Genomic DNA, 24048 nt, shown 5'->3' with positions numbered 1-24048 from the left:
CGCTCCCTGCGAGGACGAGTCCTTGTCTCGAATCTGCTAGTCGGTCTGGAACGGCGCCGCTGCGCTTCACCTGTTCAGATACGCCAAGGCACGGAGGCGGGCGTTGTACTCCGCCAGCTCGGCGTCACCGGTGCGGTCGGCTGCCCGGTCGAGAGCCCTGCCGCGCCGCTCGTCGGAACTGGCCCAGGAGAAGAAGAGCGACCGCCAGTACCAGCACGGTGGGCAGTTCTCCGAAGGCCCAGACGATGCCGCCGGCCTCGCCCTGGTCCCGCAGCGGGTCGATGCCCCACCCGGCCGGGGGCTGGGCGAACGTGTCGACCACAAGCGAGCCGGCCAGCATGATCGCAACGCCGAAGAACGCATGGAACGGCACGGGCAGGAAGAGCTCGAGCATCCGGCCGGGGTGGCTCAGCGTTCGTGGCCAGGGGTCCTGCGCCACGATCGGCCCGAAGAACAGGATCCCGGTGACGACGAAGTGCGCCAGCATCAGCTGGTGTGCCGCGGGGCTGCTCATCAAAGCGTCGAAGAGGGGCGTGAAGTAGACGCCGTAGAGGCTTGCGAGGAACAGCGGAATCGAGAACAGCGGGTGGGCGAGAAACCGGGCCAGGCGGCTGTGCAGCCCGTTGAGGAGCAGTGCCCGCGGGACGCCGGCCGCGCCCCGGCCCCGGGGCAGGGTCCGGAGCGCCAGGGTCACCGGTGCGGCGATCAGGAGCAGTAGCGGCGTGATCAGCGAGAGGATCATGTGCTGGGTCATGTGGACGCTGAGCAGCACCATGCTGTAGCCGTTCAGCCAGGTGCCGGTGACGGCGAACAGCGACGCAGTCCCGGCGAGCCAGGAGAGGGTCCGCCACCAGGGCCACGAGACGCCCGTTCGGCGCAACCGCATGACCGCTGCCAGGTACACCACCAGCGCGACGAGGCTCAGCACTGCCAGGGCCGACGAGGCCTCCAGGTGAGGCAGGAACATTCGCCCCCACGTCGGCGGCTCGTCCGGTACCCACATCCCTGAGTGCCGCCCGTGCTCCACGGAACCTCCCTCGACGCTGATCCTCAATCTCCTAACGTGGATCGTAGACGGGGGAGAGTCGGCGTAAGGAAGTGTCGCCAGCTCCTACTAGTCTCGGTAGTGCCGGCCCAGAGATCTGGCCGGCCCCTCGAAGTCGAAGGAACGGGATGACGACCGCCTCAGGAACACGCGAGGTTCCGTTCGCTCGGGAGTCCGTGTGGCGGGCACTGACCGCCTTGACCCCGTACTGCCCGGTGTGCGACGTCTCCTACGTCTTTTCCGACGGCCCAGGGACAGAGGCGGACGCGGTGATGGGCAAGGGGACTCGCTTCGTCTGCGCGCAGGGGCGGTTGGACGGCATGCCCCCACCGCAGGGCGCGGTGAGCGGGGAAGTCGTCGAATGGGTCGCGGAGGAACGCATTGGGACCCGACTGGAGTTGGCGTCGGAGAACTGGCAGACCCGCGTCGAACTCGCTGACGCCTCGCCGGGTGCCACGCACGTCACGGTGACCGTGACCCACGATCCCCAGGGCGGCAACCGGCTGCGGCAGGTCCTGCAGCGCAGGGCGATGCAGCGGATGGTGCAGCGGACCGTGGACTCGGAGCTGGCCAAGCTGCCGGATCACGTCAGCCGGATGTCCGAGCGCCGCAGAGAGGTCGTTCCCGTCGAGCAGGGCGTTGCTGTCGTCAAGCAGGCGCCCAGTTCTGTGGAACAGGAGCGGGGCGGTTGGGTGGTTCACCTTCGGGGCGAGGTGGACGCTTCCGCCGTCAACCGGTTGGAGCTCCAGCGGCGTCTGGAGGAGTTGGCTGTTGTGGCCATCGATGTCCGCGGACTGACCTACATCGACGCCACTGCTTTTCCACACCTGCAGCGGTGGGCCAAGCGCACCTCCCGGGCCGGCGGTCGCGCGGTCATCCGAGGTGACAGCCCTTACTTCGACCAGATGCTGGGCGTCATGGGACTCACGTCGATGTTCCGGAGGGAGCCCTGACTTGGCAGCACGTCGATCCGACCGTCGCTGACATCGCCGGTCACGGTGAACGGTTCGACTCGCGGTGACCAGCGTTGTTGTGGCTCTGTCGTCCATCGTCCAATTGGCCCGTAGGCAGTCGCGACGGACGCATCTCGTAGGACGGGTTCGACGTAGGGCCGGATCCGACTCAGATAGAAGGGCCTCCTGTGACATCCCGACTGGCTCGGACGCTGACCGTCGGCCTCGCTTCGATGTTGACGGTGCTGGGGCTCGGCGTGACCGCCGCGTCAGCCCACGTGGGCATCAGCTCTCCTGACGCTACGCCCGGAGGCTTCGGGGAGGTGACCCTTCGGGTGCCCAACGAGAGCCAGACGACTTCCACCATCTCGCTGCGGGTACACATCCCGACCGAGACGCCGCTGGCATCGGTGCGGACGAAGCCGGTTCCGGGTGGACCGCGACCGTGACGCGGAGCCCGATCGATCCGCCGGTCATGTTCACGGCACCGAGGTCAGCGAAGCCGTAACGGAGATCGTCTGGACCGCCGAGCCGGGGGCGGGAATCGGCCCGGGCCAGTATCAGACCTTCTCCATCAACGGCGGTCCGTTCCCCGACGTCGACACCATCACCTTCCCGACGCTCCAGATCTACGACGACGGTGAAGAGTCCGCGTGGATCGAGCCCACGCTCGACGGCCAGCCCGAGCCCGAGAATCCCGCACCCGTGCTGACGCTCGTGGACAGCGCAGCTGACGGCGACGAGGCGGATGGGGCAGCGACCGAGGCTGCTGGCGGCGACAGCGCCGACGAGTCCGATGGCTCGGGACTGGCCGTGACCGCGCTCGTCGTCGGCGGCGCTGGGCTACTGCCCGGATCGGCGGCGTTCGTCATGGCGCTCCTGGCTCGACGGAGACACACCACGACCTGAACCGGCTGGGTCGCTGCCGCGTCACCTCCGGCGGAGCAGCCACAGCGCACCGCCGGAGGTCACGCGAGGACGACGACTTCGCGCACGGTCTTGATCAACCGTCGCAGTCGAGCCGTCGATCAAGCGTCACCCCCTGACGTGCCGCTTTCCCAATCCTGTCTGGCATACGTCACCCCTCGCCCGAAGGGACGCCGAGCCCTCCCTGGAGGCGATAGCGGTAGCGGGCGGCTGACGCGGTGAGGTGACCTGAACTGTCACCCCTGCCGAGGGTGACGGCTCGTTGAACGTCGCTGCGAAGCCTCGACGGCATCACACCGATGCCGGAGGACCGCACATGTTCTACGACCCCACCATCGTCGGCAGCTGGCCGGAGCTGGCTGCCCGCCTGGACTGCGACTGCATCCTCGTCCGCTGGGCCGCCACCGAGCCGACTCTGGCCGGGCTGAGCAGCGTCCATGACCTGCTCGCCGTCTGGGCCGCGGGCAGCCCGGACGACCGCCGCGACGCCGTTCTCGCCGCGCTCGTCCGGTTGGCCGCCGTGGACGGCGGCCGCGACGACGACGCGCTGCTGCTGACCCTTCACTTGCTCAGCGGGCTCGTGCGCACGATGGCCAGGCAGCTCGCAGACGTGAACCCCGACATTCTCGCCGTGGTCGTCGGCGAACTCGCCTGCCAGATCCGCCGCTACCCGTGGCGACGCCGGCCTCGGGCGATCGCGGCGAACCTGCGCGCCGAGACGCGGCGGGCGGTACTCGCCGAGTTGCGCCCCAGCAGCCGCTACCACCCCGACCCGGGGCGAGGTACTGACCGCTACGGGCGACCTCACTCGGATCTCATCAGCCAACGCCCGGGAGGAGGGGGAGGATCTCGACGTCGTCGACCTGCTGCAGTGGGCGGTGCGTTCAGGGGTCGACGCCGAGGACGTCGCACTGCTGATCGCCACCGAGTGCAGCCGCGACCGGCAACACCGGCGCGCCGACCAGACGGTCGCCACTGCACACGGCATCACGACGCGCACCCTGTACCGCCGGCGGAACCGCACGCTGACCGCCTTGCGCGGCATGGCTCCTCAGTACCTGGCGGCCGTCGCGTGAGCCCTCTGCTGCAGGACGTCGACGAGGCCGGCGCCGTGACGGGCGGTGTGGCCAACGGCGACGACGTCGGCCCCGACGAGCGACTGCTGTCAGTCGCGGAGATCCAGCAGGCCTTCCACGAGCTGCGTGCCCGTCGTCCGCGAGTTGCCGCAAGCAGGCTTGCGGCGCGGATGCGTCTTCACGAGCTCTCCGTGTCCGAGGCACCGGCGGGTGCACCGGTTCTATCTACGCGCCGCACAAGGCGAGACGGGGACAGCACGGCGCTCCCAGCTGGAGAGGACACGCACCGCGAGCGGTGGGCTGACAGCGGTGACAGAGCGCCGCAGCGAGGCGCGACCAGGGGTGACAGCGCGCCCGCGGCCGTCCCAGGCAGGGGTGACAGCGACGCGCTGGCAGCTGACTGGATCACGGTCGTAGCGGCACACGCCGGTGCCGGCGCCTCCACGGTGGCGCTGGCCATTAGCGACGCCGCCGCAGCCACCGACCGGCGGGTGCACCTGGTGGAGACGGCGCATCCCCGCCGGTCGGGGCTGATTGCCGCGGCGTCGGCGGAGCTGGGCACCGACGCCGCCGGCGCCTGGCGACGTGGCTCCCGCGACCGCGTCACGATCGACCGCCGCGTCGCGGACGTGGCGCCTGGCGGCTGGCCGGTCCTCCCGATCAACGAGGAACCGGCCATCACCGTCCTCGATCTCGGGCTGCCTGCTCCGCAAGACGTGGCCCGACTGGCCGCCGACCGCACGCGCGCTGTCGTCGTTTGCCGGCCGACCGTGCCGGGGGTGCGACTGACCGAACACGTGCTGAGCCAGCTCGCCGAGCAGCCGGTGGTGGTGGCCGTCGTAGGCCCGGCGCGCTGGCCCCAGGCGGTGATCGCCAACTGTGGTCCGCAGCTTCGCGACTTGCGGTCGCGGGGACAGGTGGTGCGAGTCCCGATCGACCGACGACTGCAGACCGCCGGTCTGACCGGGGACCGGTTGCCCAAGGGAGTGGAGGCCGCCGGCCGGTCGCTGGCCGTGCTGCTGATGCCAGCCGTGCCACCGCAGCCTCGGCATCGGCACCGGGCGGCAGCCTTCCAGCCTGGCGCGGCGGGGGAGGCCCGGTGACAAATCCGCGCAGAACCGCACCCGCAGCGGTACGAGCGGCCTTGGCCGTCGCGTTCATCGCTGGGGCTCTGGTCGTGCTGACCGCATGGCCGGCCACCGCGGCGTCGGTCGAGTTGACCGCGGCGGTCTGCCCTGAGGCGCCGCCGGGAGTGGAGGCCTTTGCCGATCAGGTGACGGCGTGGGTGAAGTGGGGGGTACTGGCGCTGATCGGGATCGCCGCGGTCGTGTCGTTGGGCTCGGTCCTGGTGGGCCGGATGTTCTCCCATCCGCATGCCTCGCGGTACGGGGCGATGGGCATCGCGGTGGTCGTGATGGTGGCCATCACCTACACGGTCATCCTGGTCATCCTCAGTTCGATCACCGGCAGTGGGTGCACCTGATGCGCCGCCGTCCTGACGTACATGGGAGCAGTGCGCCGGAGTGGAGCCCGGCGCGTCTTCTTGCGGTGCTCGTGGTCAGCGCGGCGGTGGCGCTGGCGGTGCTGGCCGGCCTGGTCCTGGCAGTCATCGGAGGGCTGACCGAAGAGCCTGACGAGAGCGCCCCCGCCCGTCGGGCGGCTAGCACTGCCCCGGACATGACGCGGCGCGATGCGCTGGCCGCCGCCCCGATGCCGACCGCCGAGCCCGACGATGCGCTGCCCGGGGCAGTGTCGAACCAGGCTGCCGGTGTTCTCGAGTTGCCGCGCGCCACCGGCGTGGGCCCGACGGACGTGCCCACCGGCTTCCCGCGTACTCCGGAGGGTGCGCTGGCGCAGTTGGCGGCGATCGACGTGACGGCGATGCAGAGCGGCTCGATGGACGGCGTGCGACGGGTGATCGCCGAGTGGGCCGCTCCTGGCGGGCCGACCTCAGAGACGTGGTCCGGGGTGGACGGCATGGCCAACTTGTTGTCTGCGGCGGGCCTGTCCGGTGCGGGGTCGCCGCAGCTGGCGATCGTCGTCCGTCCGGTGATGGGGCTGATCAAGGGCACGGTGGGCGAGGACTTCGCCGTGGTGTGCGTGAACTTCGAGTTCACCGTCACAGTGGAGCAGACCTCCAGGATCGCGATCGCCGACTGCCAGCGCATGGCCTGGGTCGGGGACCGGTGGGTCATCGGCCCGGGGGAGGAGCCGGCGCCGGCGCCCTCGGTCTGGCCAGGCACAGAGGCAGCCATCGCAGCCGGCTACCGGGACCTGCGCTATGTCTGAGCAGCGACGCGGAGGGCGTAGCGGCTGGGGACGCCGACTGGGAGCGGTCCTTCTCCTCTCGCTGGCGGTCTGGTCGTTGTCCACAGGTCCGGCGGCGGCCGCAGACGAGATGGTGACGGCCTTTCCGGCGGTTCCGGGGGTGGGCGGCTCGCTGCCGTGCCTGCCGATCAATCCGTTCTGCGCGGTCGGCGAAGCAGCCGGCGCGGTGGTCGAAGACGTCTGGGTCAATGCCATGTTGTCGCTGTGGGAGGCCGGGCTGTGGCTGCTGAGTTTGGCGTTCTTGGTGATCGACGCTTTGGCCACTCCGGACCTGTCCGCCGGTGGCCCGCTGGCCGCCGTCTATCCGGTGACGTTCGGCATCGGCGCGACCGTGGCCGCGCTGATGGCCATGGTCCAGCTGGGTATCGCGGCGGTGCGCCGGGACGGGCAGACGCTGGGCCGGCTGGTGATCGGACTGCTGCAGTTCGGGCTGGTCTGGGCCAGCTACGTCGGGGTGGCGGCACTGCTGGTCACCGGGGTCTCCGGACTGACCACCGCCCTGCTGCGCAGCCTGCTCGACATCGACACCCTGGCCGCCTTCGACCCGTCGATCAGCGTGAGCCGCGATCTGGTCGACGGCACGGTTGCCACCGTGCTGGGGGTCAGCTCGATCTTTCTGCTGGTGCCGGCCAGTGTGGGCTACCTGCTGCTGATGCTGGTCCGCGAGGCAGCACTGATCGTGCTGGCCGCGACCTCTGCGATCTCGGCAGGAGGACTGCTGGCGCAGACGTCGAGCACCTGGTTCTGGCGCAGCCTCCGCTGGTTCCTCGCCGCGCTGCTGGTTGCGCCCGTCGCCGTGCTCGTCCTCGGCGTCGGAGTGACCATCACCGAGGGCATCCTCACCGGAGCAGAGGAGACGAGCACCGAGGCCGCGATCGGCATGGCAGTTGTCGGCTGCCTATTGATCCTGCTCGGAGCGATCTGTCCGCTGGCGCTGTTCCGGCTCCTGGCCTTCGTCGACCCTGGCACGTCGAGTGGTGCGGCCCTGCGCTCCTCGCTGGCCGCTTCCGGCGGAGTCATGGGCGCGCTGCAGAAGGCCGGTGGCGGGCGGGCGGCCGTGGCCACCGCGACGGCGGGTGCCGCATCCGGTGGTGTGGCTGCCTCAGGCGCCGCGGCGCAGCTGGCCGGTGACCGCGCGCAGGGCGAGTCGACCGCAGACGCGGCGACCAGCGGGCGCTTCGCCGGCGCGCTGCGTGCGCTGACCACCGGCACCTCCACGGCCGGCCGATTGGCGGCGGGGGTGGCCGCCTCGGCGTCCGACGTGCTGTCGGGTGCCGGAGTCGGACACACCCACCCATACTACGGACAACCGCTGCCCACCCGGGTACCGGCGCGCGGCAGCGGCTCCGGCGGAGGGGCGGCGACCGGAGGCGGGCACGGCCGCGGGCGCCGTCCCGACGACGATGGAACACAGCCGACGGGACTGAGCGGGAATGGGCGCGCTCACCATCCCGGAGGCGCATCCACTGCGGCCTGGCCCGCCGAGCGGTTCGACGGCATCGCGCCTGACCGGCCCGGGGAGAGCGGTCCGATCGGTCCCGGCCAGGACGACGCGTGATGAACGCCGTCCGCTACGGCGACTACTCCCGCGACGTCTCCGGCTGGTTCCTCGGCATGACCGGCGCCCAACTGGCCCTCGTCACCCTCACGGGCCTACCGGCGCTGTTGGCCCTGAACGCGCAGGCATGGGGGCTGTTCGCCATCTGGCTGCCGGTGTGGGCGCTGCTGGCCGCCGTGCTGTTGGTCCCCATCCGAGGGCGGGCGGCGGGCCGCTGGTTCGCCGTCCTCTGCCTGCACGCGATCGGAGGTGCGATGGGCTGGACGGTGTTCGGCTCCCGAGCCGCGTCCGGGAAGGCAGAGGACCTGTCCGTAGGCGGACCTGCCCGGGGTGCTCGCCGGTATCCGCACTCACGACGGACCGCCTTATGGGCAGATGTTCACCCGCCCGGTAATTGTGCAGAACTCCGCGGCGCGCACGTGGGCGGCCGTGGCGCGGATCGACCATTCCGGCATAGGCCTGGCCGAGCCGGACGAGCGGGACGGGATGGGCGCCGGCCTGGCCGAGCTGTGCGAGATCGCCGCACGCACCGAACTGGTCGACACACTGGCGCTGCAGGTGCGCACGGTGCCGGACGACGGCGCCGAGCGCGCAGCGTGGGAGCAGGCGCACACGCGTGCGGACGCCGCGCCCCTAGCCGCCCGGGTGAACGCGCTGCTGGGTGCCACCCTCACTCCGGCCGCGGTGCGCACCGAGGCCTTCGTGACCGTCGTCATCGGCGAGAGCCGGATCGGCCGGGCCGCGAAGGAAAGCGGCGGCGGGGTGGACGGCCGCGCCCGGGTGCTGCACGGGGTGATGGCCGAGGTCGAGAGTGCGCTGCGCGGCCCGGTCGGCTGCACCGCAGTCACCTGGCTGGACTCGGCCGCACTCGCTGCCGCGGTGCGCACCGGCTTCGCGCCCGGCGACCGTGGCCAACTGATCGCCGCCGACCTGGCCGCCGCCAGCGGCGCCCAGCTGGCGACCGGGGTGCCGATGGCCGCCGCCGGACCCACCCAGGCTCGCGCCGAGCTACGGCACTACGTGCACGACGCCTGGGCGTCGGTCACCGACACGATCCTGCTACCCGACTCCGGGGCGGTGCTCGGCGCACTGGCCCCGGTGCTCGTGCCGACGACGGCGGGGGAGCGGCGTTGTCTGACAGTGTTCCTCGCCCCCCTGCCGCTGGACCGGGCCACCCGGCTGGTCGGACGGGAGGACATGAGTGCCACCACCGGCAACGAGCTGCGCGCCCGCATGGGCTTTCGGCAGCGGGCCCGGCAGCGACGGGACACCGAGCGGATCGGTACCGCCGACGAGAAGCTGGCCGCCGGGCGGGCGCTCGTCCGTCCCGCCGTCGCGGCCTGCGTCACCGTCCCGGCCACCTGGCCGGTGGACGAGCACGGCCGCCGGCTCGCAGCGTCGGTCCGTGCCGCCGGCTTCGTGCCGTTGCGGCTGGACCTGGCACAGGACTCCGGCTTTGCCGCCGCCGCCATTCCCCTCGGCGTCGGGCTGCCCAACCGGCGAGGACGACGGTGACCCGCCGCGGCTCCCGCCGGGGCCGGGACGTCGCCGTCCTCCTCGACGACTTCGGTCACCGGCTGCCCGCCGTCCCCGCCGTGGAGCCGGGGCCACGGGAGCGCGGGCCGTTCGTCGAGTCGGTGCCCCGCCTGGGGCCGCGTGGGCGCGGCCGGGGCCGGGCGGCGACACCGGCGCCGCTGTCGGTGTGGCGGATGACGTCGGAGCAGACGCCGGTGGTGTGGCCGCTGATCGCCAGCAGCGGGCTACCGCCTACGGGCGCCCAGATGGGCATCGACCTGCTGTCGGGCGGGGCGTTCTACTGCGATCCGGTCGGCTGGGTCACCGACGACGACATCCCGGTCACCAACCCGAACGTCGTGGTCTTCGGCAAGCCCGGCCGCGGCAAGTCCGCCACCGTCAAAGCTTTCGCGCTGCGCATGCTCGCGTACGGCTACCGCACCCTCGTCCTGGGCGACACCAAGGACGAGTACGAGCCGCTGTGCCGCGCGCTGGGCGTGGAGCCGTTCGTCATCGGCCACGGACTCTCCGCCCGGGTCAACCCACTGGCTTTCGGCCCGCTCGGTCACGGCTGGGAGCAGCTCGATGCCGCCGAGGCCCGCCGCCGCGAGGCCATCATGTTCGCCCGCTGGCTGGTGCTGATCCGCGGCCTGGTCGGCTCGCAGAACGTGCCCTTCGGCCCGGTGGAGGAGACCGCCGTCGGTGAGGCGCTGCGCCTGCTCACCGGCTACCGCAGCGGAGCCACCCGGCTGACCGAGCCCACCATCCCTCAGCTGTGGCAAGCCCTGGACGAGCCCACGGACGGCCTCGTCGCCTCGTGCCGCTACGCCGACCGGCGGCACTTCCTCGACGCCACCCGCACCCTGCGCGATGCCCTTGGCTCTCTCGTCAAGGGCTCGTTAGCCGGGTTGTTCGACGACCACACGTCGATCGAGGTCGACTGGCGCGCGCCGATCCAGTCGCTGTCGCTGTCCCGCCTCGAGCCGCTCGGTGACCAGGCCGTCGGCATCGCCTTGACCTGCCTGAACTCCTGGGGACAGGCGATGCGCGAGATCGCCGACCTAGGCGACCTGCGCATCGTCATCCGCGACGAGACCTGGCGGCAGATGCGCCTCGGTGCCGAGGCGATGAAGAGCCTGGACGCCAACCTACGGCTGTCCCGCCGCGACGCCGACGTGCAGATCCTGCTCGCGCACAAGCCCTCGGACATGCTCACCGCCGGCGACGCCTCCTCCCAGGCGGTGGCCATCGCCCGCGACCTGCTGCACCTGTGCGACGTCAAGGTGCTGCACGGCCAGGACCAGGCCGTCGCCGACGAGCTCGCCACCATGCTCGGGCTGACCCCGATCGCCCAGCGGGTGGTCACCGACTGGGCGATCGCCGGCAAGGGCCGGGCCCTCTGGCTGGTTGGCGACCGGGCGTTCAAGGTGCAGACCGTCCTCACGGCGCCCGAGCTGGCCCTGACCGACACCAACGAGGCCCTCACCGTTGGACGTCCGGCATGAGCGGGACGGCCGAAGCACTGGCGCGGGCGTACGCAAAGCGGTGGCTGTGGAAGGCCGCCGCTCCCGTCGCCGTCCCGGTGTTCGGCGTACTGACGCTGCTGCTGATCCCTCTCGCGGTTCTCGCCGCACCGGAGGCGTCGACGGCGTCGTCGTCCTGCTCGATCGGCGGCACCGGCGCCACCGTCGCCGGCACCGACCTGGACGCCGTCCAGATGGGCCACGCGCAGACCATCGTGACCGTCGCCGCAGCCCTTGGACTCGACCCGTACGCGGCCACCGTGGCGCTGGCCACCCGCCTACCAGGAGTCCCGCATCCGAATGCTGGCCAACGAGGGCAGCAGCCACGAACTCACCGCCGAACAGGCCGCGGTGACCGCCACGAGCCTGACCTATCCGCATGACGGGCTCGGCTCCGATCACGACAGCGTCAACGCCTTCCAACAGCGCTGGATCGCCGGCTGGGGCACCGTCGCTCAGCTGATGGACCCCGTCTACGCCGCCGAGACCTTCTACCGCCGGCTCGTGGCCGTACCCGACTGGCGCACCATCCCGCTCACCCAGGCCGCACAGGCCGTGCAGGTCTCGGCCCATGGAGGCGCCTACGCCCGCTGGGAGCCGCTCGCCCGCGAGCTGACGGCCGTGCTGTGGTCGGCTGCCCAGGCGACCGCGGCCGACCCGGGCGGCGCGGTGGCCGACGTCTGCCCCGGGTTGCCCGTGGCCGCCGGGTCGTGGATCCGGCCCACCGCCGGCACCGTCACCTCCGGCTACGGGAGCCGTGGGGGCGCCCTGCACGCCGGGGTCGACATCGCCGGACCCCGCGACACCCCGGTCTACGCCGCCGCCGACGGCACCGTGACCACCGCCGCCTGCACCAGCGCCTACTGCGACCGCGACGGAAGCCTGAGCCTGGCCGGCTACGGCAACCTCGTCGAACTCGACCACGGCGACGGGGTGACCACCCGCTACGCGCATTTGTCCGGCTACACCGTCATGCCCAGCCAGCGGGTGCCCGCGGGTGCGCTGATCGGTTTCCAGGGCTCCACCGGCAACAGCACCGGCGTCCACCTGCACTTCGAGGTCCGCCTCGACGGCGCGCCGATCGACCCCGTGCCCTGGCTGGTCGACCGCGGCATCGACCCGCATGCCCCCAACCCCGCCGGCTGACCGGCAGAGAGGGAAGCAGGACGTGGACAACCACCACCGACCCGGGGCCGGCGCGTGACGACGCCGTTCCGGCGCCGCGATCCGCAGCCGTTCGCCCGGGGATGGGAATTGACCGTCGCCGCAGTCGGTGGCGCTCTGATCGCCGTCGCACTGGCGGCCCTGGTCGGTCTTGGACTTGCCTCGGCGTTGTGGGGCAGTGGCTGGGTGTGGCCGCAGGGCACCGAGACGGTCACCCGCGTCCTCGGCGGGCTCCTGGACGGCGACCCCGGCCGCGGCCTGCCGCCCGACCAACTGCGTCAGGTCGCCGGGCCCATCCCGGTGTACGCGTGTGTTGCCGCCGCCGAGCTCGTCCTGCTGACCGCTGCAGTCCTCACCGCTGTCCTGGTCACCCGCTATCGACGCCCGGGCGACGCCCGCGGCGGCATGGCCACCCGCAGGGAGGCCGAGCAAGCCCTCGGGTTGCGCCAGCTCCGCGCCGGGCGATCGGTCATCCGCCCGGACCGCTACCCGTCCGGAGGCAGCCGAGGACGCCTTCATCGCCTCGTGTCCACAGGCGGCGACACGATCCGCGGGCGCACCCACAGATCCGTCCAGAGCACCACTTCCCGATCGACCTCCCCAGCACCGTCGACCCAGGCATCACCCGTCCGCACCGTGAAGGAGAACCCGCGATGAGCTCAACCGACGACGGCCTGACCCCCGATCTGCTCGCCGCCCGCGCCGAGGCTGCGGCACTGTTCGCCGCCGCTTCCCGCAACGACCAGGCGGGGCCGACAGCGCAGCTGCACTGCCTCGCTGCCGCCACCGCCTTGCGTGCGCCCAGTGGCCCGGTGCCCGCGACGGCCGACGGCACCGATCCCGACCGGCTCGTCGAGCAGGCGCTGCGCATCCTCGGCAACCTGCCTGCCGCCGATTTCGCGCACCCCGACGTCCTCGCCGCCGCCCAGCACGGCCACCGAGCGCTGCGTACGCCACGCTGATGGCCACCTCGCTCGGGCAGCTGCTCGACGCCCTCGCTGACACAGCGCGGACCACGGACGACAGCGCAGCGGCGCGCGCCGATGCAGGCACTGGGCTGGGCCACCTGGGTCGGGCGTTGGTCCACCTGCGCCGCGACGGGGTCTCCCCATTCGCCGGCGATCGCCGTGAACAGCAGGTCGCCGCCCTGGCTGCTGCCTGCACCGAGCTCGGCGTCCGGGCTCCAGCAACAGAGTCGGCGTTGACCCGGCTGGCGGCTGCCGCGGCCGACACCGTCGGCGTCCTGTATGACCACACCACCGTGACCAGCCGGTGGGCCGTCGCCACCGCCGTAGCCGAGGCAGTGACGCCGCTGGCCGAGGTGGTCGCCCACCGCCTGCCTGCCGGTCCGACGACGCAGTGGCACGCTGAGGTCGAGCGTCAGGCGGCCCTGGTCCAGCAGACCGCCGCGCTGCAGCCGCCGACCCGTGCCGACGTCGCCGTCCTCGACCGTCCCGTTCCCGGACCCGCGGTCGATGCGTCCGCCGACCCGGCACGGGTGGTCCCCGACGCCATCGGCGTCCTTCTGCAGGCCACGGCCCGAGCCAATGATCCGCCGTCGGTCACCGAGGTCCTGGCCTACACGATCGCCGCCCAGACACTCAGCTCCGCCGCGGAGCGCCTCGGCTCCACCGACGCACCACCACCCGCAGGTCAGACGACGGCGGCCGACGCCTGGCGCGCCGTCCGAGCATCCCTGCGTCCGTATGACGACGGCAGCCGTCACTTCCACCAGCACGCACCATTCGGCGTCACCGCAGCCGGTCGACTCCATGCCGCCCTCCGCTCCGCCGAACCTGACCCGGCCACCTGGACGGCGTCTCTGCGCGCATCAGTCACGTCCGCGGCCCAGCACCTGCCAACGCTCGCCACGCAGCTGCTGTACCGCACCGTCCGGTCCTGGGCGGACAATGGATCCCTGATCGCCTACGCCCGGGACGTGCCGCCGCGCGAGGAGCGGGTGGCCGCGTACCTGCGGGGATATCAGCCCGGCGGGCTGGTCCGGGTCAACGCCACCGACCTGCAACCGGTCGCCGGCGCCCTGCACAACGCCCGGCTGCTCTCCCTCGCCGTCGCCGACCGGGCGGCCGATCCGGGCGCCCGCGCGACGGTCGGCTTCCCGCGCCGGGCCTGGGCCGCGAATCGGGCGCTGCTCGACGACCCGCAGACGCCGGTCGCGCTCAGCGTGGCCATTCAGCAGGCCCACCAGCAGCTGCAGGCGGCGCGAGCCCAGCGGTCCGGGCCCAGCCGGGCACGGTGAAGGGAAGTCGGATGTTCACGTCAGGATTCGATCCGACCGACGTCGGCTGGCGGCTGGGCCGCTCCTCCCAGCCGCACGGGGTGGAACTGTGGTGCCGCTACGACCGCACGACCGGCGTCTACGGCGAGCAGGGGTCCGGCAAGACCCTCGACCTGCTCGCTCCCGCCCTGCTGGCCCACCGCGGCGCCGGGCTGGCGACGTTGACCAAGGTCGACGACCTGCTGCTGACCGCCGGGCGGCGGCAGCGGCCTTCCAGCCCCGACGAGCCGCCGCGCCCGGTCGCGGTGCTCGATCCTTTCGGCGCCGCGCCGGGACTGCCGGAGCTGGTGTGGGATCCGGTCGCCGGCTGCGTCGATCCTCGGATCGCCGAGCGACGAGCCAAGGCGTTCGCCGCCGGCACCGTCGCTGGCGCGGTCACCGGGGGCCGGCAGGACAACGCCGCCCGGTTCTACGCCGCGGAGACCGCCAAGGTGCTGCAGGGCTTTCTGCACGCGGCGGCACTCACCGGCCGCACCCTGGAGCACGTCCTGGAGTGGGTCGCCAACCCGGTCGCCGCCGAGCAGCCCGCCGAGATCCTGCAGCAGCATCCGCACGCAGCCCGGTTCTGGGACGGGCTGCTGATCGGCGCCCTGCACGGCAGTCCGGACACCGTTGGCAACACGGTGACCACGGTCCAGCAAGCGATGGCGCTGTTCTTCCAGCCGGACATCAGGGCTCGCTGCGTGCCTTCGCGCGGGCGGCCGGCGACCGATCTGGCCGACCTGATCGCCCGGCAGGGAACGGTGTACCTACTCGGGCGGGAGGACCCCTACGCCTCGGCGGCACCGCTGATGACCGCGGTTGCCGAGCATGTGCTCGACACCGCTCTGCACGTCGCCACTACCTCGCCCTACGGGCGGCTGACCCCGTCTTTCCTGGCCTGTCTCGACGAACTGCCGTCCACCACGCCGCTGCCGACCCTGCGGGTGCGAATGGCCAACGAGCGCGCGGTCGGTCTCTCGTTCATCTACGCCGCCCAGACCTGGAAACAGATGGTCGTCTCCTACGGCGAGGATGAGGCCCGCTCGCTGTTCGGGCTCACCAACAACCTCGTCATTTTCGGCGGCGGCAAGGACGTCCACTTCTACCGGGAACTGTCCGACCTGCTCGACGATGTGCGGGTCAGCCGCCGGACCGTCACCGACGGGCCCGGCGGCATGGGCACATCCCGCTCGGGCGAGGACGTGCGGGTACTGCGGCCCGGCGACATCCGTCGCATCCCTGAGCGGCACGCCCTCGTTGTCGCAGGCACCGCGCCGCCGATCATCGCCCGGTTGCGGCGCTGCCTCGACGGCAAGGACGGCCAGCAGCTCGCCACCGAGCTGGACGCCGCCCGCGCGCGAGCCAGCGGTGCCCGTGCCGACACTGTCGACGTCGAGCAGCGCACGGCTGCCGCGCTGGCCTACGCCCGCGACCACCGGCTCGGCCCGAGCCGGCACGTTGACCGGGCCGACCCGCCGGCCGCACCGCTGTCCGGGACGCGGTCCTGGTGATCGTCCTGCCGTTCCCACCGCCACCCCTCGGGGTGCTGCATGCGCTCGAGCTCCTGGGGAATGCGCGTGGAGGCGACCGCGGGGGAGTGGCCCAAGCCGGCGTCGTGGCAGACCTGGAGCGCCCCTGGGAGCCGGCCGCCTGCACCGGGGAGCTGGGAGCAGCCGTCTGGAGCTGGTGTGACGACGTCGTGGCATGGATCAATCACGAGTACGCGTGGCGGCCTGTGCAGATGGTCCCGGCCTGCTGGCCCCGCCACGCCCACATCGCCCGGGAGCTGCCGGTGCTGGCGGTGCTGCGGTGGGAGGCAGAGAGCGCAGCACAGGCCCCCAGCTGATGGAGGAATGGAACCGCTACGCCTTCCCGATGTTCTGCGAGCGCATGGCTCAAAGACTCGGGGAGAGCACCTGCCGCACCGGCCGGCACCAGGACTGGCCCGCCGAAAGCCGCTACACCGCCTCCCTCGACGCCTCCCCGCGATGATCAGCGCAGGCACCAGCGGCTCACCACAAGGGAGCGAGAGGACGGAAGCAAGGAAAAGACGTAGCCCCGGCGACATGACCAGAGGTCAGCGGTCCACCGGGGCTTTCGCGAGCACTGTACGCCAAGATGGGTTCTGATGACAACGCCGACGCCGCCTGCCGTCCCACCGGCCGGTGGCTGGGTGGAGGTCTGGCTGAGCAGCCCGCGATTCTCGGTCTACCTTGCCGCCACAGGCGCGGACCGAGACCGGGCGCTGGCCCTGTATGAGTGGAACGCCCAACTCAGCGCGGCGCTGATGCACGACCTGGCGCACGTCGAGGTCGGGTTGCGCAACGCATACGACGGCGCCTTGTCCGCCCGCTGGCCGGGTCCTCCGCACTGGACGCTGGCTGCAAACACCGTCTTCGCGCCGGTCTATCGCAGGCGCGGACGACGCCGCGTCGACGTCAACGAAAAGCCGCGGGAAAGCTTGCGCCACGCCATCGCCAACGCTGGCGGTACGGGCGCCCCGCCAGGGAAGATCGTCGCCGAGCTCATGTTCGGCTTCTGGCGCTACCTCAGCTCTGCGGCGCACGAGAAGACGCTGTGGGTGCCCGCGCTGCACCGTGCCTTCCCGTCGGGCACCGACCGTGCCCTTCATGTCGACGGCCCGGTGGGTCGCCTTCACGAACTGCGCAACCGCGTGGCCCACCACGAACCCTTGCTGTCTACCGACGTCGCCGGCCGCCTGGCCGACCTGACCGGCCTCGCCGCGCGCCTCGATCCCCAACTGGGTCAGTACCTGCAGGCCACCAGCTCGGTGCCCAAGCTGCTGACCGCTCGTCCGTAGGACGAAGGCTAGGGCCGAGCCGCGCTGATCCTATCGCGGCTCCGCCGGGTTGCAGGAGCGCCATCAGTGTCTGGACTCTCGGCGATCGCCGTGCATCACCCATCGGCGCGAATTCGCAACGCCGCGCGCGAGAACACTGAGAGCTAAAGGTTCCGTCGTCGCGATTGTTTGTGGAATCGATGGTGGTGATGATGGAGCTGGATCGGTGCCCGTCTCGGTCTCATCGTCGGGCGTTGGAGACGCGAGCTGCCTCCTGGTGAAGGAGTCGCCCATCTCGTTGAGCTCGAAGGTTTCTCGCGGTGGGTATTCTAGGCGGTCAGCCGCACGCTTCATTGTCCTGCCTACGCCGTCGACAGCTTTGGTGAGGTCTTTAATCGCCCCGCGCACATGATGTAGGGAGCCGTCCGGCGCATCCCTGGACTGCCGCCACTCTGAAATGTCGATCTGCATCTCGAGAACAGGCAGCGGACCATAAGGTCCATCACCTTCGACACAAACGGTGCGCACCTGCGGTTCCTCGGTCGAGAGCAGATCGTAGCCTGCACCGAGCGTCCATCGGATCACCCGACCTGGGGCGAGTGATCGGAGGCCGGTGGCGAGTATGCGTTGAACCTTCTCGACCTTGTCTGACTGCTGCTGGCCAGCTGGAAGGGGCGGGTCGAATGTCACCCTCACGTTGCGCGCCACAGTGGGGCCGCTATTGCCGACCACGACGTGCATCACGGTGCCTTGCTGCATGTCGGGCTGAATGTCTGCCCATACATAGGGCTGCGATGCATCTCGGGCAAGCTTACGTTGCAACTGTGTTTGCTCGCGTGCGGCAGCGACCTGCTCACGCTGAATCTGAGTTTGATCATGGGCAGCCTTCGCTTGTTTCGCCGCGGCGCGTGCCGCCCAAACAGTAAACGGCAGCGCGAAGGCCGAGATGACCAATGCGACGATGGAGATGGCGAGCATGCTGCAATCTTCCCATCACCTTTGACATGGGAGTCAACACGACTCGGCCGTATAGTCTTTGGCGATACGTTCGCGAGGCGCTGTGTCGGACTCCCCCGGAATGCTGGGTACATCGACTGCGATCCTGGTTGCTGAGCGACCCGTGCAGCCGTCCGCACCGGACGCCAGGACGTGTCCTTGAAGTCGCCGTCAGGCCAGGCCCTGACGGGTGGCAACCTCACGAGCTATCTGCTTAGGGGTCATAACCGGTGACGTGTGGTCGGCCGAGTTGGGAGGAGAGGATGTCGGCCGACGGAGGCAGCCCGCTGGACCGCTTGCGCGCTACCGGCCAGCGATCCCGATCCCGTCTCCGCTGCGGACACCTCGGAGACGGAGGGCTCCGCCACTGCGTCCCAGTCCGGCTCGGGCGGGCAGCCGGCCGGCACTACACCTGCCGGAACCCGACCATTCTTCGTTCGGGCGTGGGCGGCGTCGAACACTTCCGACAGCGCAATGTCGGGCGCGATACCGGTGCGGGTCACGACGTGGGTCAGGTGCACCGGCCAACTCGTCGACGGGACGGCAGCGATGACTTCGGCGGCGCGACGAGCGGCGTGCACTTGACCTTCGACGGTGTCCAGCCGGTCGGCGTAGACGGCGACGCGGGCGTCGATGAGCCCGCTGGCCAGGCTGGGGGAGGCCGCGAGTGCCTGACGCAGAGCGGTGGCGCCGGCCGTCTGCAGCAGCTCGGCGGGGTCCTTGCCGGCCGGGATGACGAGATGGCGGGGGTCGTCGCCGCGGGCAGTGAGCTGCCAGAAGATGCGCTGGGCGGCCTGCTGTCCGGCCCGGTCGGCGTCCGTGGCAACGATGATGCCGGACCTTCCGTCGCCGACGAATGGGCGTAGCGCCTCGGCCTGCGCATCGGTGAAGGCGGTGCCAAGTGGCGCGATGCCGACGTAGTCGCCGTCGCCCGCGAGGGTGACTGCCAGCGCGTCGAGGGGACCCTCAACGATGACCGGGACGGCGCCGGCGGCCAGTTCAGCGGCTCCTTCGGTCAGGCCGTACAGCTCGCTGCCCTTGGTGAACAGGTAGGTCTCGGCGGTGTTGAGGTACTTGGGGATGGCGTGGTCCCCGTCCTGGTCGGGGTTGCGGCGGCCGATCCAGCCGTGGATCTCCTCGCCGTCGCGGATGGCGAAGATAAGCCGGTCGCGGAAACGGTCGATGACCCGGCCGGTGGAGGCGTAGCTGCCCAGGCCGGCGGCGACGATCTCGGCGTCGGTGGCGCCGAGGCGGCGCAGGTGGCTGGTCAACGTGGTCCAACCGTCGGGTGCGTAGCCGACGGTGAACCGCTCGTCGCCGGCAAGACCGGTGCCGAGCCGGTCGACGAGGTAGGCCGGTGCCCAGGAGTCGCGGTACTTGGCGGTGAAGAAGTCGGCGGCCTGCTGGTTGAGCTCCAGGAGGCGCTCCCGGTCAACGCGAATTCCCTCTTCGTCAGCCCGGTCAGTTGCGGCTCGGTGACTCGGGTTCGCGGCCCGGCGGTCGGTTTGTGCCGAGACGTGATGCTCGTCAGCGGCCAGGGTCGTCCCCGTACAGGTCCTCATGGAGGAGTCCGGTGTCGTCGGGTTCGACAAGACTGGCCAGCCAGTCATCGTCGGCAACTCCGTCGGCTGTAGGCAGGTGTTCGAAATCGGAAGGCGGCGTCGCGGGGTTCGTGCGTGCGGCGGATGCCGGGTCGGTGAGCACGCCGACGCGCCACACCAGGGCGGTGGCCAGCTCGTCGGGGCGCAGTTGGTCGTCGTCGGGATGACCGGCGCGCAGCAGGTCATGGGCCGTGGACAGCACCTGGTCGGGCTGCCAGCCGGCGTCGCCGGCAGAGGTGACGGCGGCGACCAGCGCGGGCCAGGCTGGGTCGGCGACCACCCGCTCGGCGGCCGCTGGGCCGACGACGTCGGCCAGGACGGGGCTCCAGTCCGGGCGCAGCGCCTCGGAGACGGAGGTGCCGGTGGCGGTCATCGCGGCGGGGGAGAGCTGCCCGCACAGTCGCCACCACAGCGCGGCGGCGGGCTGCTCGTCCGGCAGGGGACGTTGGGCGGCGACGGCCTGGGTGAGCGTGGTGATGTCGATGCCGGCGCGGTCGGCGGCGGCGAGCCGCTCGGCCAGGACCGGCCAGTAGGGGTCGCCGGCGATGCGTGGGTCGATGCTGTCGACGAGCGGCGCCCAGCGCGCGGTGAGCGCGCGCCCGTCGCCGAGCAGCCGCGTGACCCGGTCGTCAAGCGCTCGCTGGGCCCGTGCGTCAGCGGCGCGCGGCAGCGCCGGGCCGGTGGGACGGCGGTCGGCGTCGTCAACGTTGTGGGCGGTGCGCCAGACGGCGAGATCGGCGACCAGCTGGGGATCGCGGTCGATGAGCGGACGCGCCCACGCGGGAGCGCTGGTGGGGGTCCAGGCGCGTGCACGGGCGGCGACGTCGACGGCCGGTGAGCTGACCTGGTCGGCGGAGTTGGCGAGGTAGGGGCCCCACTCGAGGTCGTCGCCGAGCGCCTTCGGAAGGCCGGGCAGCCACGGCAGGGGGCCGGTCTCGGCCGAGTGGCGCCCGGTGGGGTCGATACGCCAGTCCAGGACCGCAGCCACATCGCGGGCGTCGTCCAGACGTCGATCCGAGGTCAGGGCATGCCGGAGGACATCGGAGGGATCACGACCGGAGACGGCGCACAACGCCAGGTGTGCGCGCAGGACGGGGAAGGCCGCCTGCATGGTCAGGCCCGGCATCGCGGCGTCGGCGGCGGCGTCGATAGCCTCGAGCGCCTCCAGGCCCAGGCGCTCCTCTGCGGCGGTATTGAGCGCGTCGTAGTACCGGTCTGCGGCGCGAGCGAGCAGAGCGGCGGGATCGGTCAGCTCGCGGGCTTGGCTGGTGGCCGAGGTCGGTGAGCCGTCGCGAGTGAGCACACGGGTCAAGACGTCGACGGCGGTGGGCGGCAGCAGCGCGTCGCGGGTGATCACGCTGTGCGGGTCGCCGTCGCCGGCGGTCGTGAGGAAGAGGTGGTTGGCGTGCCGGCCGCGGGTCAGGGCGACGTAGAGCAGTTGGCGGGACTCCTCGCCGGTGGCGACGGTGTAGCAGGTGTCGGCGGTGAGGCCTTGTGCGCCGTGCACGGTGGTGGCGTAGCCCAAGCTGACGTAGTCGCTGACGTAGTCGGCGGGCAGGGTGAGGTGCCGTCCGGTGCGCTGGTGAACGACGTCGAGGGCGCCGGTGTCGTAACCGGCGCTGACCGTGAACCGGTCGCCGTTCTTGACCCAGTCGGTGGCGCTGATCGGGAGGGTGCGCTCGTTGCGGCGGGTGATGACCGCATCGCCGGCGGAGGCTTGTGAGGCGTCGGCGAGGGTGACCTGGGGACCGATCGCGCCGTTCTGCTGGGCGAGGCGGTCGCGGCGGGCGCGGGTGTTCAGTTCGGCGACCAACTCTCGGGTGGGCGCCAGCATGATGGCGTCGCGGCCGGCGGCGCGGTCGGCCGACCAGGCGGTGTAGGCGTCGTCGGTGACCGTCGCCAGGTCGCCGACGTGCACCCGTCCGTGATCGACGTAGTAGGCGAGGGCGGCCGGGTCGCCGTCGCGCAGCGCCAGGGACGCGGCGCCTTCGGCGTGGTCGGGAGCGCCGGTCTCGGGGTCCGTGAACCGCAGGACCTGCGAGATGGTGACTGCGCCGCGGGTGGCGGCGATGTCGCGCAACACTCCGCCGGCGCCGATCGCGGCCAGCTGCTGGTCGTCGCCGATCAGCCGGACCGACCCGCCGGCCTCGGTGACGAATGCGATCGCCCGGGCCAGGTCGGGAGTGCTGGCCATGCCGGCTTCGTCGATGACCACGAGGCTGTCCGGGCCGATGCGCTCGACCCACGGCGGGACGGCGTTGCCGGTGGCCAGTGCGTGGATCAGCTTGGCCAGGGTGTCGGTGTCGGTGCCGACTTCCTCACCCAGCACCGCGGCCGCCGCCGCCGAGGGAGCAAGGCCGACGACGTTCCCGCCGCCGGCCCGCCACGCCGCGGACAGCGCACGCAGGGCGGTGGTCTTCCCGGTGCCCGCCGGGGCCAGCGCCAGTTGCACCCGGGCGCCGGAGGTGGCCAGCTCGCGGACGAGCTGCACCTGGCCGGGGTTGAGCTCGACCCGGTTGGCGGTGGCCTCCAGCAGCGCAACGTCGACGGCCGCGGCCGGCACCACGCGCCCATCGCGTCGTCCGGCCGCGGCAAGGATGGCGCGCTCGGCGGTGAGGATCGCGGTCGAGGTGTACGGCGTCGAACCGGCCACGGTGTAGACCGAGCTGCCGTCCGAGCGGCGCAGCGCCGCAGGCTCGGTCACCGGTCCGCGGCTGCCCAACGCCGTCGACAGGGACAGCGCTCTGTCGACGACGGCGTCGATGGCTCCGTCGAGGTCGGTCAGCCGGATCGCGGCGGCGCGGGCCTGCCGCTCCGCCTCGGCGCGGACGTGGTTCACCTGCCAGATCGCGCGCGAGCTCTGCACCGTCGACAGCACGTGCTCGGCGGTCTGGTCGACCCACCTGCGAGTCGGGCGCTTCGCCTCGGGTCCGCGGCGGGGGACGAGTGCACCGCGGAGGTAGTCGCGCAGGCCGCTCTCCCCGCCCAGCACCGCCAGCGCCTCGGTGCGCCAGGCGGCGCGCTGCTCGGCGTAGGAGCGGGGCTGGTGCTTGCGCTGCCGGGTCTCAAGATTGGCCCGTTGCGCCAGGGACACGGCCTCTTTCGGCGTCGGCGGCCGCCCGTGGTCGGCCTGGAACTGCGCCGACAGCTCCGCGCGGCGGGTGTCGATCGACGCCCGACGCGACGACCAGAGGCTGGGCAGCTCGCCATCGACGCCGACGATCTCCCGAACTGGGCGCTTGCTCGGGTCGGCGTCGGGGCGGTCGGCGAAGCGGACGCCGAGCCGCTCGGTGAGCAGGGCTTGCAGGCGGGTGTTGTACCGCTCGGAGGCGATGACGTTGTTCTTGTAGAGCAGCCGACCGTCCAGCGCCAGCCACCGCCCGTCGCGGGTCTGCACCTTGTTGCTGACGGCCACGTGGGTATGCAGATCCGGGTCGCCGGCCCGCGAGTCGCGGTGGGTGAATGCCGCCGCGATCAGCCCGCGTACCTCCACCTGTGCCACTCCGTTGCGCCCCGTGCGGGTGTAGGCGGCGTGGTCCTCCAACCAGGTCAAGGCGTCCGCCACGGCGTCGGCGTGCGCCCGCTCGATGACGGCGGCAACCTCTGGCGGAGCGATCGCCCACAGCGTGGAGACGCTCTTGACCGGGCTGAACGTCAGGTCGTACCCGGCGACCGCGGTGGTCGCCTGCCGGGAGATGCGGGCCAGATGGCCGGACAGCTCGCGGGCGTCGGCGGGCGGACGGCCGTAGGTCTCGAAGAACATCGTCGTCGCCAGCTCGGTGCGGATGCGGGCTCGTTCGTCGGCCGGCACGGGGGCGTCGGCGGGCAGGCCGAGCGCGGTGTTGCGGTCGCGGAACGCCCCGGCCGAGCGGCGGTGGAACATGTTGGCCTGCTCGTGAATGCGGTAGGGCGCGCCCAGGCGGCTGGCCTGATCGACCTGCTGCGGGTCCTTGCCGGCGAGCTGCGCGGCGCGCTCGATCTGATCGGCGTTCGGGTGCCGCCCCTCCCCGAACAGCGCGACCATCTGCGCCTCGGTGACCCGGTCACCAACCGGAAAATCAGGCACGGCGGCAAGCCCGCGTCCCATCCAGACGCCCGGAGCCTCACCCTTCTCGGTGTAGTAATCACCCAGGTTGTCGAACCCGCGGGTGGTCGTGTCGTGCGCCGCCACCTGGCGGGTCAGATACGTGTATCCGTCCCCCGCGGTGAGCTTGTGCAGCGTCATCACGACCCGAGAGTCGCGGTCACCTCTGCCACGGTCCGGCCGCGCGAAGCATCGAC

The 24048-nt window shown here is 71.7% G+C and carries 21 protein-coding genes and 1 pseudogene; 18 read left to right on the top strand and 4 right to left on the bottom strand.

Features of this window, described 5'->3' with window-relative positions:
- Window positions 1-124 precede the first annotated feature (124 nt).
- Window positions 125-967 carry a cytochrome c oxidase assembly protein gene (locus JKP76_RS17900; protein WP_242472006.1) on the bottom strand — a complete coding sequence of 281 codons (843 nt, stop codon included), beginning with the start codon at window positions 965-967 and terminating at the stop codon, window positions 125-127.
- A gap of 254 nt (window positions 968-1221) precedes the next feature.
- On the opposite strand from JKP76_RS17900, the gene JKP76_RS23640 reads away from it, so the two are divergent.
- The 18 genes and pseudogenes from JKP76_RS23640 (at window position 1222) to JKP76_RS17815 (ending at window position 17191) form a co-directional block, all read left to right on the top strand.
- Entirely contained in the window at window positions 1222-1998 is a 777-nt protein-coding gene (locus JKP76_RS23640; protein ID WP_200492162.1) for an STAS domain-containing protein, read from the top strand.
- Between the two features lie 233 nt (window positions 1999-2231).
- Complete coding sequence (locus tag JKP76_RS24240) at window positions 2232-2447, top strand: DUF1775 domain-containing protein (RefSeq protein WP_200492845.1); 216 nt, start codon at window positions 2232-2234, stop codon at window positions 2445-2447.
- Window positions 2431-2907 carry a DUF1775 domain-containing protein gene (locus JKP76_RS17885; protein ID WP_200492160.1) on the top strand — a complete coding sequence of 159 codons (477 nt, stop codon included), beginning with the start codon at window positions 2431-2433 and terminating at the stop codon, window positions 2905-2907. Before JKP76_RS24240 ends, JKP76_RS17885 begins: the two co-directional genes overlap by 17 nt.
- Window positions 2908-3241: 334 nt before the next feature.
- Window positions 3242-5104, top strand: coding sequence for a hypothetical protein (locus JKP76_RS21685; RefSeq protein WP_242472005.1), 1863 nt, complete (start codon window positions 3242-3244; stop codon window positions 5102-5104).
- A gap of 41 nt (window positions 5105-5145) precedes the next feature.
- Complete coding sequence (locus JKP76_RS17870) at window positions 5146-5484, top strand: hypothetical protein (protein ID WP_242472004.1); 339 nt, start codon at window positions 5146-5148, stop codon at window positions 5482-5484.
- Between the two features lie 65 nt (window positions 5485-5549).
- A complete protein-coding gene (locus JKP76_RS17865; RefSeq protein WP_309229560.1) occupies window positions 5550-6290 on the top strand; it encodes a hypothetical protein in 741 nt (246 codons plus the stop codon).
- Window positions 6291-6429: 139 nt separating this feature from the next.
- On the top strand, window positions 6430-7887 hold the full coding sequence (locus JKP76_RS17860; protein ID WP_309233038.1) for a hypothetical protein: 1458 nt from the start codon (window positions 6430-6432) through the stop codon (window positions 7885-7887).
- Window positions 7887-8126, top strand: a pseudogene (locus tag JKP76_RS24235) (hypothetical protein); the annotation flags it as partial. The gene JKP76_RS17860 and the pseudogene JKP76_RS24235, both read left to right, overlap by 1 nt.
- 136 nt (window positions 8127-8262) lie before the next feature.
- A complete protein-coding gene (locus JKP76_RS17855; protein ID WP_242472003.1) occupies window positions 8263-9402 on the top strand; it encodes an SCO6880 family protein in 1140 nt (379 codons plus the stop codon).
- Window positions 9399-10907 (top strand): ATP-binding protein, encoded by a 1509-nt coding sequence (locus JKP76_RS17850; RefSeq protein ID WP_200492157.1) that lies wholly within the window; start codon window positions 9399-9401, stop codon window positions 10905-10907. Before JKP76_RS17855 ends, JKP76_RS17850 begins: the two co-directional genes overlap by 4 nt.
- Window positions 10904-11308, top strand: a complete 405-nt coding sequence (locus JKP76_RS21680; protein ID WP_242472002.1) for a hypothetical protein — start codon at window positions 10904-10906, stop codon at window positions 11306-11308. Before JKP76_RS17850 ends, JKP76_RS21680 begins: the two co-directional genes overlap by 4 nt.
- Entirely contained in the window at window positions 11277-12071 is a 795-nt protein-coding gene (locus JKP76_RS21675; protein WP_309233037.1) for a M23 family metallopeptidase, read from the top strand. The genes JKP76_RS21680 and JKP76_RS21675 overlap by 32 nt, the downstream gene beginning before the upstream one ends.
- Window positions 12072-12179: 108 nt before the next feature.
- A complete protein-coding gene (locus tag JKP76_RS17840; RefSeq protein ID WP_200492156.1) occupies window positions 12180-12746 on the top strand; it encodes a conjugal transfer protein in 567 nt (188 codons plus the stop codon).
- Window positions 12743-13051: a hypothetical protein gene (locus JKP76_RS17835; RefSeq protein ID WP_200492155.1), complete on the top strand. Its 309-nt coding sequence runs from the start codon at window positions 12743-12745 to the stop codon at window positions 13049-13051. Before JKP76_RS17840 ends, JKP76_RS17835 begins: the two co-directional genes overlap by 4 nt.
- Window positions 13051-14349, top strand: a complete 1299-nt coding sequence (locus JKP76_RS17830; RefSeq protein ID WP_200492154.1) for a hypothetical protein — start codon at window positions 13051-13053, stop codon at window positions 14347-14349. The genes JKP76_RS17835 and JKP76_RS17830 overlap by 1 nt, the downstream gene beginning before the upstream one ends.
- Before the next feature lie 11 nt (window positions 14350-14360).
- Window positions 14361-15881: a type IV secretory system conjugative DNA transfer family protein gene (locus JKP76_RS17825; protein WP_163208153.1), complete on the top strand. Its 1521-nt coding sequence runs from the start codon at window positions 14361-14363 to the stop codon at window positions 15879-15881.
- A 334-nt stretch (window positions 15882-16215) separates the two neighbouring features.
- Window positions 16216-16362 (top strand): hypothetical protein, encoded by a 147-nt coding sequence (locus tag JKP76_RS21670; RefSeq protein WP_242472001.1) that lies wholly within the window; start codon window positions 16216-16218, stop codon window positions 16360-16362.
- Between the two features lie 181 nt (window positions 16363-16543).
- Window positions 16544-17191, top strand: a complete 648-nt coding sequence (locus tag JKP76_RS17815) for an Abi family protein (protein ID WP_163208149.1) — start codon at window positions 16544-16546, stop codon at window positions 17189-17191.
- A 63-nt stretch (window positions 17192-17254) separates the two neighbouring features.
- Here JKP76_RS17815 and JKP76_RS17810 read toward each other — a convergent pair whose 3' ends face one another.
- From JKP76_RS17810 to mobF, 3 genes are all read right to left on the bottom strand, one after another.
- Window positions 17255-18148 (bottom strand): hypothetical protein, encoded by an 894-nt coding sequence (locus tag JKP76_RS17810; protein ID WP_200492153.1) that lies wholly within the window; start codon window positions 18146-18148, stop codon window positions 17255-17257.
- Window positions 18149-18387: 239 nt separating this feature from the next.
- Complete coding sequence (locus tag JKP76_RS17805; protein ID WP_242472000.1) at window positions 18388-19758, bottom strand: toprim domain-containing protein; 1371 nt, start codon at window positions 19756-19758, stop codon at window positions 18388-18390.
- Window positions 19694-23992, bottom strand: a complete 4299-nt coding sequence (gene mobF / locus JKP76_RS17800) for a MobF family relaxase (RefSeq protein WP_242472284.1) — start codon at window positions 23990-23992, stop codon at window positions 19694-19696. Before mobF ends, JKP76_RS17805 begins: the two co-directional genes overlap by 65 nt.
- Window positions 23993-24048: the final 56 nt, after the last annotated feature.

Origin of the sequence: Blastococcus sp. TML/C7B (genome assembly GCF_016612845.1) — a bacterium.
Lineage (GTDB): Bacteria > Actinomycetota > Actinomycetes > Mycobacteriales > Geodermatophilaceae > Blastococcus.
Note: the sequence above shows the minus strand (reverse complement) of the source record. Positions and strands in the feature narration are given on the sequence as shown.

Coding starts and splice junctions, on each gene's coding strand:
- JKP76_RS17830 (WP_200492154.1), top strand. CDS start 13,051: ATGGCCACCTCGCTCGGGCAGCTGCTCGACGCCCTCGCTGACACAGCG.
- JKP76_RS17810 (WP_200492153.1), bottom strand. CDS start 18,148: ATGCTCGCCATCTCCATCGTCGCATTGGTCATCTCGGCCTTCGCGCTG.
- JKP76_RS24240 (WP_200492845.1), top strand. CDS start 2,232: ATGTTGACGGTGCTGGGGCTCGGCGTGACCGCCGCGTCAGCCCACGTG.
- JKP76_RS21680 (WP_242472002.1), top strand. CDS start 10,904: ATGAGCGGGACGGCCGAAGCACTGGCGCGGGCGTACGCAAAGCGGTGG.
- JKP76_RS17825 (WP_163208153.1), top strand. CDS start 14,361: ATGTTCACGTCAGGATTCGATCCGACCGACGTCGGCTGGCGGCTGGGC.
- mobF (WP_242472284.1), bottom strand. CDS start 23,992: ATGACGCTGCACAAGCTCACCGCGGGGGACGGATACACGTATCTGACC.
- JKP76_RS21685 (WP_242472005.1), top strand. CDS start 3,242: ATGTTCTACGACCCCACCATCGTCGGCAGCTGGCCGGAGCTGGCTGCC.
- JKP76_RS21670 (WP_242472001.1), top strand. CDS start 16,216: ATGGAGGAATGGAACCGCTACGCCTTCCCGATGTTCTGCGAGCGCATG.
- JKP76_RS17900 (WP_242472006.1), bottom strand. CDS start 967: ATGTTCCTGCCTCACCTGGAGGCCTCGTCGGCCCTGGCAGTGCTGAGC.
- JKP76_RS17835 (WP_200492155.1), top strand. CDS start 12,743: ATGAGCTCAACCGACGACGGCCTGACCCCCGATCTGCTCGCCGCCCGC.
- JKP76_RS17855 (WP_242472003.1), top strand. CDS start 8,263: ATGTTCACCCGCCCGGTAATTGTGCAGAACTCCGCGGCGCGCACGTGG.